Below are 13,382 nucleotides of genomic sequence, written 5' to 3'. Positions count from 1 at the left end.
ACCATCAGGACGCCGGGATCACCATGAGCTTGTACACAGACTACCTGAATGAGATCGACACGCGCAAAGGCCAGGGCCTGCATCCCAAGCCCATCGAAGACGGCGCACTCGTCAAGGAGATCGTCAACCAGATCAAGGATCCGGGGCACGAACACAGGCAAGAATCCCTCAAGTTCTTCATCTACAATACCTTGCCCGGCACGACGAGCGCGGCCGGTGAAAAGGCGAAGTTCCTGAAAGAAATCATTCTCGGCACGTCGGTCGTTGGGGAAATCTCGAAATCCTTCGCCTTCGAGCTCCTGTCACACATGAAAGGCGGTCCCTCGGTCGAGGTTCTGCTCGATCTGGCCCTCGGCGACGACCAGTCCGTCGCCAGGGACGCAGCCGAAGTCCTCAAGACCCAGGTCTTCCTCTATGAGGCGGACACCGACCGGCTGAAGCTTGCCTTGGAGGCAGGCAACGAGATCGCCAGGGACATTCTCGAAAGCTACGCACAGGCGGAGTTCTTCACCAAACTTCCCGAACTCGACGAGGAAATCAAGGTCGTCACCTATATCGCCGGCGAAGGTGATATCTCCACCGACCTGCTGTCTCCCGGAAACCAGGCCCATTCGCGCTCCGACAGGGAGTTGCATGGCAAGTGCATGATTACCGAGGCGGCGCAAAAGGAAATCGAGGCGCTGAAACTGCAGCATCAGGACAAGCGCGTCATGCTGATCGCCGAGAAAGGCACCATGGGCGTGGGCTCCTCCCGGATGTCCGGTGTCAACAACGTCGCGCTGTGGACAGGCAAGCAGGCCAGCCCCTATGTGCCCTTTGTCAACTTTGCCCCGGTAGTTGCCGGCACGAATGGCATTTCCCCCATATTCCTGACGACCGTCGGCGTGACCGGCGGCATCGGCATCGACCTGAAGAACTGGGTCAAGAAACTGGGCGACGACGGCAAGCCGATCCTGAACAACGACGGCAACCCCGTTCTCGAGCAGAAATACTCTGTCGAGACAGGCACGGTCCTCACGATCAATACGAAGACCCGGAAGCTCTACAACGAAGCCGGCGATGAAGAGCTTGTCGATATCTCGTCGTCGCTGAACCCCCAAAAGGTCGAATTCATGAAGGCCGGGGGCTCCTATGCCATTGTCTTCGGCAAGAAGCTGCAGAGCTTCGCGGCCGAAACCCTCGGCATCGATTTGCCGCCGGTGTTCGCGCCGTCCAAGGAAGTGTCTCACGAAGGCCAGGGTCTGACCGCCGTCGAGAAGATCTTCAACGCGAATGCCGTCGGCGTGAGCAAGGGCACCGTCCTCCACGCGGGTTCGGATGTCCGGGTCAAGGTGAACATTGTCGGCTCCCAGGACACCACCGGTCTGATGACCTCGCAGGAACTGGAATCCATGGCCGCGACGGTGATTTCCCCCACCGTCGACGGCGCGTATCAGTCCGGCTGCCACACAGCCTCCGTCTGGGATCTGAAGGCGCAGGCCAACATCCCCAAGCTCATGAAATTCATGAACCGGTTCGGTCTGATCACGGCAAGAGATCCGAAGGATGTCTACCATCCGATGACGGATGTGATCCACAAGGTCCTGAACGACATCACGGTCGATGACTGGGCCATCATCATCGGCGGCGATTCTCACACCCGCATGTCCAAGGGTGTGGCTTTCGGAGCGGATTCCGGCACCGTTGCCCTGGCTCTGGCGACCGGGGAGGCCACGATGCCGATCCCGGAATCGGTGAAAGTGACCTTCAAGGGCTCCATGAAGGACTACATGGATTTCCGTGACGTGGTCCATGCGACCCAGTCCCAGATGCTCAAGCAGTTCGGCGACAACGTCTTCCAGGGGCGCATCATCGAGGTCCATATCGGCACCCTGCTCGCCGACCAGGCGTTCACCTTCACGGACTGGACGGCCGAAATGAAGGCCAAGGCATCCATCTGCATTTCCAACGACGACACCCTGATCGGCTCGCTCGAAATCGCCAAGAGCCGCATTCAGATCATGATCGACAAGGGAATGGACAACGACACCAAGGTTCTCCAGGGACTGATCGACATTGCCGACAAGCGGATCGGAGAAATCCGGTCCGGCGAAAAGCCGGCACTGACGCCGGACGACAACGCCAGCTACTTCGCCGAGGTTGTCGTGGATCTCGACCAGATCGACGAACCCATGATCGCCGATCCGGATGTGAACAACGCGGATATCTCCAAGAGATACACCCACGACACGATCCGGCCGGTATCCTACTACCGGGGCGAAAAGAAGGTTGACCTCGGATTTGTCGGGTCCTGCATGGTTCACAAGGGCGACATGAAGATCGTCGCCCAGATGCTGAAAAATCTCGAGAAGACCAACAGCAAGGTCGAGTTCAAGGCGCCGCTGGTGGTCGCAGCCCCGACCTACAACATCATCGACGAACTCAAGGAAGAAGGCGACTGGAGTATTCTCCAGAAGTATTCCGGGTTCGAGTTCGACGACACCGCACCGAAGAACACCGCCCGTACCGACTACGAAAACATCCTCTACCTCGAGCGCCCCGGCTGCAATCTGTGCATGGGCAACCAGGAAAAAGCCGCGAAGGGTGACACGGTTCTGGCGACGTCCACACGTCTGTTCAAGGGCCGCGTCGTTGAGGACTCCGCAGAGAAAAAGGGCGAATCCCTGCTCGCCTCGACGCCCGTCGTGGTGCTTTCCGCAGTCCTTGGCAGAACACCGAGCATCGAAGAGTACAAGGCTGCCGTGGAAGGGATCGATCTGACCAAGTTCGCTCCGCCGCTGCAAAAACCGGCCGCCGCCAGATCGGTTCATTTCTAGGAGAACGGACCCCTGCCAGCCGCCGCTCCCGGCCAGCCGTCAAAATCAGGCGGACGGCCCGGGGTGGCGGCTGTCTGTTGCGCCGGTTCGGACAAGCACGCTGGAGCGTGTCGTATCAAATGGTTCCATATTGATGCGACACACTCTAGAAAACTCTCATGCGCCGTTTTCTGGTAGGTCTCGCCCCGCTGATCCTGATTGCTTCCCTGGTTCCGGCCAGGGCGCAGGAAGCCGTGCGCACGCCAATTGAGATCGGTGCCTCGGGAGACGCCTATCTGAAGGCACTGCGGTTCCGCCGCATCGACACCGATGTGACCTATTTCGATCCGGCCGGCCCCGCGCCGGATCTGAAAACCCGGCAGCAGCCCGGCGCAGGCACCGGACAAACTTCGGACGATGGGTCCTTGAGTGTTCGCGAAGAAGCATCGGACACCGCCCGCTGGATCGTCGGCCTGGTCACCGCCGCGATCCTCGCGGCAATCGCCTATGGGGTGTATCGCTTCGGCGGCGGCATGACCGTTTCGCTCGGGCGGGAGGCGCGCAACGTGGTCAGGGATCGGCCGGGCCGCCGGACCGAGGCACCGGACTGGGCAGAGAAAACCGGCACGCTCGAGGACATCCTGCACATGAAGGACCGGCGGCAGGCGCTGGTGCTGCTGATGCGCAAGGTGCTGGCGGCGACCGTGGCCGCAAACGGCATCCTGATGCAACGCAGCTGGACCGCCCGCGACGCCCTGCGCCATCTGCCCCCGGGCCAGCGGTATCTGGACCAACTGCGCGACCTGGTCCTGGCAAGCGAACGCGTGCACTTCGGCGGACGCGACGTGACGGAACAGGAGTTCCGGGCCCATGTCGACCAGTGCCGGCCCCTTCTGGGGACGGGACCCGCATGAGCGAGACCGCAACCGGCCCCGACGCGCGCGGACCGCGCCTGGAAATGATCATCATCGGCCTGATCTGCCTGGTCGTGCTGTCAGCCGGCTGGTACGTGCTGTCTCAGCAGCAGCAATCCCTGCGCCGCTCCCCGGCCGGTTTTGACGGCCTGCAGGTGTGGCTGGCCGCCAATGGTGTCAGCGCCCAGAATTTCACCGGCGGCTGGCTGATGGACCAGACGGCGGTCGGCCTTCTGCTGATCCCGCTCCACGACACCAGGCTCGACGTGGCGCGGCCCCGGCCGGTGACGACGGAGGAACTGCTGCGGCAGCAGGACGAATACGACCTCCTCACCCCGGTCATTACGTCCAAGGCCCGAAGAGTGCCCGCCCTTGTGGTCCTGCCGAAATGGCGCAGCGGCATGCGCCTGACCGGCCTTGCCCATCCTGTCCTCAATGTCGAGACCGAACGGCTGGAAGACATTCTGGAAAAGCTGACCGGCGGCACCGACATCGCGGCTGTTTCCGCCGACAGCCCGTTCACCGATTTCAGCTACCGGTCGCCCGAAGGCGAAGATCTCACGGCCCGGATTTACGCCGCGCAGATGTTCACGAATGCCGATTGCAGGCCGGTCATCGGGCAAGGGGCGGCCATGCTTCTGGCCGATTGTCCCCTGGCCACCGATGCCGGCCCGGACAACCAGGCAGGCAGCCGGACGGAAAACCGCATTCTGGTGCTCGCCGATCCGGATCTCCTGAACAATCACGGTCTGCGTCTGGGCGACAATGCGCAGATTGCGCTTGATGTCCTGGGCTCAAGGGCGGGAGACCGCAACATCGTCATCGACTACAGCCGTGACATCTGGCTGCGGGATCCCGTCAGCGAGCCGGCGCGCGAACGGACCTGGGACGATCTCGCCCGCTTTTTCGGCCCGCCATTCGTGACACTATGGGCCGGCGCCGCTCTGGTTCTGGCACTGTTTCTGTGGCGCGCCGCCTTGCGCAACGGACCCGTCCGGCCCGAAGGGTCCGGCCCGGGCGCCGGCAAGATGCTCGCCGTCAGCGCCCGCGCCCGGCTCATGCGGCTGTCCGGCCAGGACGGCGCCCTGATCCGTGAATATGCCACGGCGCGCCTGGCCGCCACGGCCGCAAGCCTGTTCGGACCGGCTTACGCGCGCCACTATTCCGGCGAGGAAGCCTTTCTCGCCTATGCCGCCCGGCGGCATCCGGAAGAGACCCTCCGGCTGCGGGCCGTTCTGGCTGCCATCCGCGCGCTTCCCGCCCGGCTTCCGGCAGCCGAGGCCATTCACCAGATCGACCAATTGGAACAGGTTTTGGAGCAAATAAGCCATGACGCTTGACGCCCTGCGCGCACGCACGGACGCACTGAGGGCCGAAATCGGCCGGACGGTGCTTGGCCAGGAGGAGGTCGTCGATCTCATGCTGGTCGCCCTCTTCGCCCGTGGCCACGTGTTGCTGGAAGGCCCGCCGGGCACCGCCAAGACGCTGTTGGCGCGCAGTTTCGCGGCCGCGCTGGCACTCGACTTCGGCCGCATCCAGTTCACACCGGACCTGATGCCGGGAGACGTGCTCGGCACCTCGATCTTCGATTTCCGGACCAATGCCTTCGTTCTGACCAAGGGGCCCGTCTTCTCGCAGGTCCTTCTTGCCGACGAGATCAACCGTGCGCCCCCCAAGACCCAGGCCGCACTGCTGCAGGCCATGAGCGAGCGCAAGGTCAGCATCGACGGCGCCGATCATTCGCTTGGCAGCGATTTCCTCGTGATCGCAACCCAGAACCCGATCGAGCAACAGGGCACCTATCCCTTGCCCGAGGCCCAGCTTGACCGGTTCCTGTTCAAGCTGGTGATCGATTTTCCGCCCGAAGACATTGAGATGGCAATCCTCAGGCAGCATGCCGCGGAGCCGCTGGAAGCCGGGCTGGAAACGGAAAGCCTTTCCAAGGTGCTGGATGCCGCGGCCCTGGCGGACACCCGGGGCATCATCGACGACATCATCCTCAAGGACGACATTCTCGCCTATATCCTGCGGCTGATCCGGGCGACCCGGGAAAGCTCCGAAATCGCCTTTGGCGCCTCGACCCGCGCCGCCGACGCGCTGGCGGGCGCCGCGCGGGCAACCGCGGCGCTCAACGGCCGTGATTATGCCATCCCCGACGACGTCAAGCGGCTGTTCGTCCCCGCCCTGCGCCACCGCATCGTTCTCGGCCCGGCGGCGGAGATAGAGGGCCGCAGTCCGGAACAGGTTCTGGAAAACATTCTCAATCAGATCGAGGCGCCCCGCTGATCCGGCCATCCAAACGACTGCTCGTACTCGGGCCGGCCGCACTGGCCCTGTCGCTGGTCGCGGTCGTGGCCGGCGATGCGCTGCGCCAGCTCGGCTGGCTGCCGTGGATTGTCCTCGCGCTCCTTCTGGCCGTTGACCTTGTCCTATCCTTCCGGCGCCCCAATGCTCTGGATTTCGACGCCCCGGCGGAAATTTTCGTGGGCGAAACCGGCACCCTGCGCCTTGAGATCGAAGCAGCACCCCCTGGCCTCGGCGCCAGACTGGAGTGGCCGGAAGGACTGGACAACGGACCAGACAACGCGCCAGAAAACGGGCCAGGCAACGGGTCGGCGGGAGATGCGCCCATCGCCTTCGTGCCGGGTCCCGCCGGCACCGCCATTGCCACGGTCTCCTGCCGGGCCGTGCGCCGGGGCCTCTGGCGTTTCGAACACCTCTGGCTGTGCTGGCCCTCCCGGCTCGGGCTGCTGGAATTCGTGCCGCGTCTCGCTCTGGGCGCGGAAATCCGGGTCGTTCCGAATATCCGCCTGGTCCAGTCCGGGCAGATCACCACCACCGTGACGTCAACGCTCTATGGTGTGAAGGAAAACCGTGCCATCGGCGAGGGTTCGGAGTTCCAGCAACTGCGTGACTTCGTTGCGGGCATGGACATCAAGACAATCGACTGGAAACGGTCCGCCCGCAGACGCGCGCTGGTCGCCAAGGAACTGCGCGCGGAACGCAACCACCATGTGATCATCGCGCTCGACAACGGCTATCTGATGCGCGAGGAGATCGCCGGGCTGCCCAAGATCGACCATGCGGTCACCGCGGCACTTGCCACCGCATGGGCGGCATCGATCGGCGGCGATCTGGTCGGGCATTACTCCTATGACGTGCGCCCGCGCACCTTTTCCGCACCCGCGCCCGGCCGCACCGCCTTTTCCCGCCTGCGCAGCTGGACCGCGGAACTCTCCTATGTCAGCCGCGAGACCAACCACACGCTCGCGCTGACCGAACTGAACGCGCGCACGCCCAAACGTAGCCTGATCATCATCTTCACGGATTTTGTCGACACCACCTCCGCCGAACTCCTGATCGAGAACATCGGAATTTTGTCGAAGCGCCATCTCGTGATCTTCGTCGCCATCCGCGATCCGGACCTTGAAACGCTTGTCGAGGCTGCACCGGACGATCTTGACGGCGCGGCCGCGCTGGTCGCCGCCAACCAGTCGATCAACGAGCGCCGGCTCGTGTTCGAGCGGCTCGGCCGGATGGGCGTCACGATCGTCGACGCCAGGCCGAACGCGATCACGGCGCGCCTCATCTCGACCTATCTCGAGATCAAGGCACGGGAGCTGATCTGATGAACGGTGACGACCTCATCCGCTCGGCACGGTTTCGCAAGGAGCGCGAGGCGGACTGGCGGCGGCTGGAACATCTCGTCACGGCCGCGGAGACCAGAGGCCTGCAACACATGACTTTCGCGGAAACGCGGGATCTGGCGTCCCTCTACCGGCAGGCCACCACCTCGCTCGCCATCGCACGGGAAATCTCTCTCGACAAGGCGCTTCTGGGTTACCTGGAAGCCCTTACGGCCCGCGCCTACCTGTGTGTCTATGCCCCGCAGCAAAGGCTTGGCGGTGTCATCGCACGGTTCTTCACCAGGAGCGCGCCGCAGGCAATGCGCCGGAGCTGGCTCTACATCCTCCTGGGCTTCCTGTGCATGGGACTTGGAGCGTTGGCCGGATACCTGCTCTACTTCGAGAACAACGACTGGTTCTACGTTTTCATGCCCTCGGAAATGGCGGGGGGACGGGGCCCCGACGCGACCACCGATTCCCTGCGTTCGATTCTCTACGGTCACGAGACCGGAACGAGCGGTCTCGGGGCTTTCGCGACCTTTCTGTTTTCGCACAACACGAGGATCGCGATATTCGTGTTCGGCCTGGGTGTGTTCGCATGCGCGCCAGCTGCCCTTCTGACCTTCTACAACGGGCTCAGCCTTGGCGCTTTTGTCGCCCTGCACGTGGACCGGGGCCTTGGCCCGGACCTCGCCGGCTGGCTGTCCGTTCACGGCGTCACCGAGCTGTCGGCCATCTGCATCGCCTGTGGCGGCGGACTGCAACTCGGCACGGCATTGCTGTTTCCGGGCAACCGGACACGGGCGGATGCCTTGCGATACGCGGGCCGGGATGCCGTCAAGCTGGCGCTGGTCGCCGCGCTCATGCTTCTGGTCGCCGCGATCCTGGAGGGCTTCCCCCGCCAGCTCGTCGAGGAGACCGATGCGCGGCTCGCGATCGGCTGGGGGATCGGCGTGCTGTGGCTCTTGTGGTTTGTGCTGGCCGGACGGGAGCGCTCCTGATGCTGCGCCGCTGGAAGGAACGCCGCCGGGCCTTGCCGTCCCCGAACATTCTGATGCCGCCGGAAGGCGTTGCCCTGACCCTGCCCGTCGCGGGTCTGGGCGTGCGCTTCACCGCCCAGATCACCGACATCGTCATCACCACCGTCGCCGCGGTCTGCCTGCTGATCCTGCTCCTGGTTCTGGACATCTCGGATCCGCAGACCATGTTCGCCGTCGGCGCCCTGCTGTTCTTCCTGATCCGCGTGCCCTATTACATCTGCGCCGAGCTCGCCTGGAACGGCCAGACGCTCGGCAAGCGGCTGATGAAGATCAAGGTTGTTTCCCACGATGGTGGCCCGCTCACCGCGCACGCCCTGGTGCTGCGCAACCTGATGAAGGAAGCGGAAATCTTCCTGCCCGCGACCCTTCTGCTGACACTGGATGCGGCCACGCCACTGGAATCGGTCGCTGCACTGGCCTGGGTGTCGATAGCGTTGTGCGTTCCGCTGTTCAATCGGCACCGCCGCCGGTTGGGCGACATGATGGCAGGCACCCATGTGATTCACCTGCCCGTGCCGGTGCTCTTGAAGGATCTTGCCAGCGATGCACCGCTGCCGGCGGCCGGCAGGAAAAAGTTCGTTTTCCTGGCCCACCAGCTCGACCATTACGGCGCCTTCGAACTGCAGACACTTGAAACGCTGCTACGCAACCAGAGTGCACGGCCGGCATCCGGAGCCGCCGATGGAAAATCGGCGACCGTCGCCGTCATCGTCGAGAAGATCCGCAGGAAAATCGGCTACGCCGACCCGGTACCACCGCAGGACCGGCTGCGTTTCCTCAACGCCTTCTACAACGCCCAGCGCCAGCATCTCGAACAACGGCAACTGTTCGGCGACCGGCGCGAAAACAAGCATTATGCCCAGGACAAGGAGGAGAGCCCCGATCCCGCGGACCCGTGACCGGAGCAGAGGCCGCACGCAGGAAAAATCCTGCGCTTGAGGCTGTTGCCGGTTGGACATATGGTGAGAACACAAAAAATTCCGCCTCTGCGGACACTTGAAATTTGGAATTCAAATTCGCTTTTTGACTTTATTTTGAATGACATGGAGCATATCCAATGACAGACGCAACCACCCAACAACCCAAAGCCGCGCTCGGCGTCGGCTCGATCATCAGCGAAAGCTTTTCGATCCTCTTCGGAAATTTCATCAAGGTCGTCATCATCGGTTTTGTACCGACCCTGATCGGCTTGCTGATCTCCGGCGTCCTGTCCGGATTCGGCGTCGCCCTAGGGGTGGAAACACAGACATTCGACAGCCCGGGCGAGGGGATCGCCATGGTTGTGTCTTTCATAATCAACATGGTGGTCTATTCCGTCACCACCGCCCTTCTGGTTCAGCTCGCCTATGATGCGAAACTGGCGCGGCCAGTTCAGATCGGCCGATATGTCGGCCCGGCCTTGAGCGCCGTCGTCCCGCTCGCGGTCATTTCGATCGTCGTGACCATCCTGGTCGGTATCGGCATGATGCTGCTGATCGTTCCGGGCCTGTGGATCTATGCGGTGTTTTCGGTCATCGCTCCTGCAATCGTCATCGAGCGGGCGGGATTCGGTGGCATGGGCCGCAGCCGGGCGCTCACCAAGGAATACCGCTGGCCGATCCTCGGCGCCCTCATCCTGGCGCTGATCTGCGCCATGCTCATCAACATTGTCGCCATGTTCATCGTTGGCCTGATCGCGATCACCGGCACCGCCGGCATGGTCATTGCGGTGCTCCTGTTTGCCGCCATCTCGACCATCGGCGTCGGCTTCCTGAGCATCATCGTTGCCCTGATTTACGCCCGCCTGCGCGAGATCAAGGAAGGCGTCAGCGTCGACCAGATCGCCTCCGTCTTCGACTGACCGGCAACCGGAGCGCGGTGCCCTGCGGCCGCGCTCCGCTTCATCGTCCCCCTTTTCAAATGCCTCTCATATGCCTCGGGCACGTTTGAGCTTCGGGATTTTTCCTTGCTTCCGAACGGCCCGGCCCACTAACAAGACAGGAAATCCCACTCCGCCGGAGCAAATGCCCTGAAGCTGATAGCCGAAAACCTGACCATCGACCGCGGCGGACGCCGGGTGTTCCAGGATATCTCGTTTCACCTTGAGAGCGGCAGTGCCCTGGTCGTGACCGGCGCCAACGGCATCGGCAAGTCGTCCCTGCTGAGGACCCTGGCCGGTCTTGTACCCCTTGCAGGCGGAACCTTGCGGCTTGATGGCGGCGAAGAGGACAGGGCCACATTCGAGCACGCCCATTATTTCGGACACCAGAACGCGGTCAAGCCGTCCCTGTCGGTGCTCGAAAACCTCGAATTCTGGATGAGTTTCACCAACGCCGTCCAAACCCCGGATTACGAGGGCGCCGAGATCCTCCCCCGCCAGGCGCTCGACACCCTGGGCATCGCGCACACCTGCGATCTGCCCGCGGGCTTCCTGTCCGCCGGACAGACCCGCCGCCTTGCGATGGCGCGCCTGCTGGTCACCGCACGCCCGGTCTGGCTGATGGACGAACCGACCTCGGCGCTGGACACGGCCTCGGAGAAACAGCTTCTCGGCCTCATGAACGCGCATCTCGCCTCCGGAGGCATGATCATCACGGCAACCCATACAGATCTGGCCCTCACCTCGAAGCAGACACTGAACCTGCAGGCCTCGGACGCGGCCACGCAGACGATCGGGGATGCGTTTTCATGAGCTCCTGGGCACTGACTCTCTTCAAGCGCGACCTGCGCCTGTCCGTCCGCGTCGGCGGCAGCGCAATGGTCGGCGTGCTGTTCTTCCTGGCCGTCGTCACCGTCATTCCCTTCGGTGTCGGCCCGGATCTCAACCTCCTGTCGCGCATCGGCCCCGCGATCCTCTGGATCGGTGCCCTGTTAGCGACGCTGCTGGGGCTCGACCGACTGTTTCAGGCCGACCGGGACGATGGCACGCTGGATCTCATGCTGATGGCGGGCCGGCCGCTGGAGCTGGTCGTCCTGATCAAGTGCCTCGCCCATTGGGTTGCGACAGGGTTGCCGCTCGTCATCGCGGCACCGATGCTGGCGATCTTTCTCAATCTCGAACCGGCTGCGATGGGCGCCGTCACCGTGACGCTGCTGGCGGGCACACCGGCCCTCACGCTGATCGGCGCCATCGGCGCTTCGCTGACCGTATCCCTGCGCCGGGGCGGGCTTCTGCTGGCCGTGCTGGTGGTGCCGCTGGCGATCCCGGTGCTGATCTTCGGCGTCAGCGCAGCCGATGCCGCGATTCACGATCCGGTGCCGTTCCTGACACCCTTCCTGATCCTGTGCGCGCTCTCGCTGATCGCCGCCGTCATCGGGCCGGTCGCTTCGGCCGCCGCGCTCCGATTCGCGGCCGACTGACAAAATAGGCACCCGCCAAGCGGGCCTGCGGCAGTCTTGTCCATTGAAGCGGGCAACGCACTAGATTAGAACGGTTCCATGAGTATCTGGGACTATGCAAATCCGACGCGTTTCCTGAGACTGGTCCAGGTGGTCCTGCCATGGCTCACCGGCCTGTGCGTCATCGCGTTCGCCGCCGGTCTCTACATGAGCTTCTTCGTGGCCCCGGAAGACTATCAGCAGGGCGACACGGTGCGGATCATGTATATCCATGTGCCCGCCGCCTGGCTTGCCATGATGTGCTACTCCATCATGGCCCTGTCCTCGCTCGGCACGCTGGTCTGGAAACACCCGCTGGCGGACGTTTCGGCCAAATGCGCGGCCCCGATCGGCGCCGCCTTCACCTTCATGGCCCTGGTCACCGGTTCGCTCTGGGGCAAACCCATGTGGGGCACCTACTGGGTCTGGGACGCCCGGCTGACTTCCGTGCTCGTGCTGCTGATCATGTATCTCGGTCTGATGACCCTCTGGCGCACCATGGAAGATCCGATCCGGGCCGGCAAGGCCGCCGCGATCCTGACCCTTGTGGGGGCCCTGAACCTGCCGATCATCAAGTTCTCCGTGGACTGGTGGAACACGCTGCATCAGCCGGCCAGCGTCATGCGCGCCGGCGGGCCGACCATTCATCCCGACATCCTGTGGCCGCTGCTCGTCATGGCCATCGCCTTCACGCTGCTGTTTTTCGTGCTGCATCTCATGGCCATGCGCAACGAAATCCTGCGGCGCCGGGTGCGTTCCCTGCGCCTGCGCGCGGCCGGTGCGGCGCAGCCCGGAACGGTGGCGAACGCCACCCAGCCAGCGGAGTAAAGTCATGGATCTCGGACCCCATGCCGGCTTCATCCTCGCCTCCTACGGCCTGTGCCTTGCGACCGTGCTCGGCCTGATCGCCTGGGTGCGCATCGACAAGGTTCTTCAGGAGCGGGCCCTGAAGGACCTCGCGGCAAGGGGCATATCCCGCGCCCGTCCCCAAACCAAGGAACACACCGCATCATGACAGCTCCGCAGACCGGTGCCGGCTCGGATGGAGGCGAGGAGCCTCGCGCCGGGAGACGCGGTTTTCCGGTCCTCGTCCTGTTGCCGCTTGTCGTTTTCGCGGCCCTTGCGGGACTGTTCCTGTTTCAGCTCATGCTCGGCGGCAATCCTCAGGATATTCCGTCCGCGCTGATCGACAAACCCGCGCCCGATGTCGCCCTGCCGCCCGTCGAGGGCCTGACCGCCGATGGCTCCCAGGTTCCCGGTTTCTCCGGAGCCGATCTCGCCGGCAAGGTCTCGGTCGTCAACGTGTTCGCCTCCTGGTGCGTTCCCTGCCGGCAGGAGCATCCCCTGCTTGAGGATCTTGCCCGGGTCGGCGGCGTCCAGTTGATCGGCATCAACTACAAGGACAAGCCGGAAAACGCCCGGCGGTTTCTCGGCAGCCTGGGAAACCCCTATGACCGGATCGGCGCGGATGCGGCCGGACGGACAGCGATCGACTGGGGGGTCTACGGGGTCCCGGAAACCTTCATCGTCGATGCGAAAGGCATGATCCGTTTCAAATATATCGGCCCGCTCAATCCTGGATCCTATCGGGACACCTTCCTGCCGGAACTGAAAAAGGTGCTGGCTGAGAACTGAACCGGTGGCGGCCGG

General features: G+C 63.5%; 13 protein-coding genes. All 13 read left to right on the top strand.

From position 1 onward, the window contains the following. The first annotated feature begins 23 nt into the window (after positions 1–23). The 13 genes from WNZ15_RS13975 to WNZ15_RS13915 all read left to right on the top strand — a co-directional run bounded on the left by WNZ15_RS13975 (position 24) and on the right by WNZ15_RS13915 (position 13,367). Positions 24–2,816 carry a bifunctional aconitate hydratase 2/2-methylisocitrate dehydratase gene (locus tag WNZ15_RS13975; RefSeq protein ID WP_342893595.1) on the top strand — a complete coding sequence of 931 codons (2,793 nt, stop codon included), beginning with the start codon at positions 24–26 and terminating at the stop codon, positions 2,814–2,816. Positions 2,817–2,974: 158 nt separating this feature from the next. Continuing rightward, positions 2,975–3,709: a DUF4129 domain-containing protein gene (locus WNZ15_RS13970; RefSeq protein ID WP_342893594.1), complete on the top strand. Its 735-nt coding sequence runs from the start codon at positions 2,975–2,977 to the stop codon at positions 3,707–3,709. After that, positions 3,706–5,049: a hypothetical protein gene (locus WNZ15_RS13965; RefSeq protein ID WP_342893593.1), complete on the top strand. Its 1,344-nt coding sequence runs from the start codon at positions 3,706–3,708 to the stop codon at positions 5,047–5,049. Before WNZ15_RS13970 ends, WNZ15_RS13965 begins: the two co-directional genes overlap by 4 nt. Next, positions 5,039–5,995: a MoxR family ATPase gene (locus WNZ15_RS13960; protein WP_342893592.1), complete on the top strand. Its 957-nt coding sequence runs from the start codon at positions 5,039–5,041 to the stop codon at positions 5,993–5,995. Before WNZ15_RS13965 ends, WNZ15_RS13960 begins: the two co-directional genes overlap by 11 nt. A 65-nt stretch (positions 5,996–6,060) precedes the next feature. Beyond that, complete coding sequence (locus tag WNZ15_RS13955) at positions 6,061–7,338, top strand: DUF58 domain-containing protein (RefSeq protein WP_342893591.1); 1,278 nt, start codon at positions 6,061–6,063, stop codon at positions 7,336–7,338. Beyond that, a complete protein-coding gene (locus tag WNZ15_RS13950; RefSeq protein WP_342893590.1) occupies positions 7,338–8,336 on the top strand; it encodes a stage II sporulation protein M in 999 nt (332 codons plus the stop codon). Before WNZ15_RS13955 ends, WNZ15_RS13950 begins: the two co-directional genes overlap by 1 nt. Next, on the top strand, positions 8,336–9,274 hold the full coding sequence (locus tag WNZ15_RS13945) for an RDD family protein (protein WP_342893589.1): 939 nt from the start codon (positions 8,336–8,338) through the stop codon (positions 9,272–9,274). The genes WNZ15_RS13950 and WNZ15_RS13945 overlap by 1 nt, the downstream gene beginning before the upstream one ends. Positions 9,275–9,432: 158 nt before the next feature. Further along, complete coding sequence (locus WNZ15_RS13940; RefSeq protein ID WP_342893588.1) at positions 9,433–10,215, top strand: hypothetical protein; 783 nt, start codon at positions 9,433–9,435, stop codon at positions 10,213–10,215. A gap of 168 nt (positions 10,216–10,383) precedes the next feature. Beyond that, a complete protein-coding gene (gene ccmA, locus WNZ15_RS13935; RefSeq protein WP_342893820.1) occupies positions 10,384–11,046 on the top strand; it encodes a heme ABC exporter ATP-binding protein CcmA in 663 nt (220 codons plus the stop codon). Further along, positions 11,043–11,714 carry a heme exporter protein CcmB gene (gene ccmB / locus WNZ15_RS13930; protein ID WP_342893587.1) on the top strand — a complete coding sequence of 224 codons (672 nt, stop codon included), beginning with the start codon at positions 11,043–11,045 and terminating at the stop codon, positions 11,712–11,714. The genes ccmA and ccmB overlap by 4 nt, the downstream gene beginning before the upstream one ends. Before the next feature lie 78 nt (positions 11,715–11,792). After that, positions 11,793–12,560: a heme ABC transporter permease gene (locus tag WNZ15_RS13925; protein ID WP_342893586.1), complete on the top strand. Its 768-nt coding sequence runs from the start codon at positions 11,793–11,795 to the stop codon at positions 12,558–12,560. A gap of 4 nt (positions 12,561–12,564) precedes the next feature. After that, positions 12,565–12,747, top strand: a complete 183-nt coding sequence (gene ccmD / locus WNZ15_RS13920) for a heme exporter protein CcmD (RefSeq protein WP_342893585.1) — start codon at positions 12,565–12,567, stop codon at positions 12,745–12,747. After that, entirely contained in the window at positions 12,744–13,367 is a 624-nt protein-coding gene (locus WNZ15_RS13915) for a DsbE family thiol:disulfide interchange protein (RefSeq protein ID WP_342893584.1), read from the top strand. Before ccmD ends, WNZ15_RS13915 begins: the two co-directional genes overlap by 4 nt. The last annotated feature ends 15 nt before the right edge of the window (positions 13,368–13,382 follow it).

It is taken from the genome of Roseibium sp. AS2, from assembly GCF_038900065.1.
GTDB lineage: Bacteria > Pseudomonadota > Alphaproteobacteria > Rhizobiales > Stappiaceae > Roseibium.
Note: the sequence above shows the minus strand (reverse complement) of the source record. Positions and strands in the feature narration are given on the sequence as shown.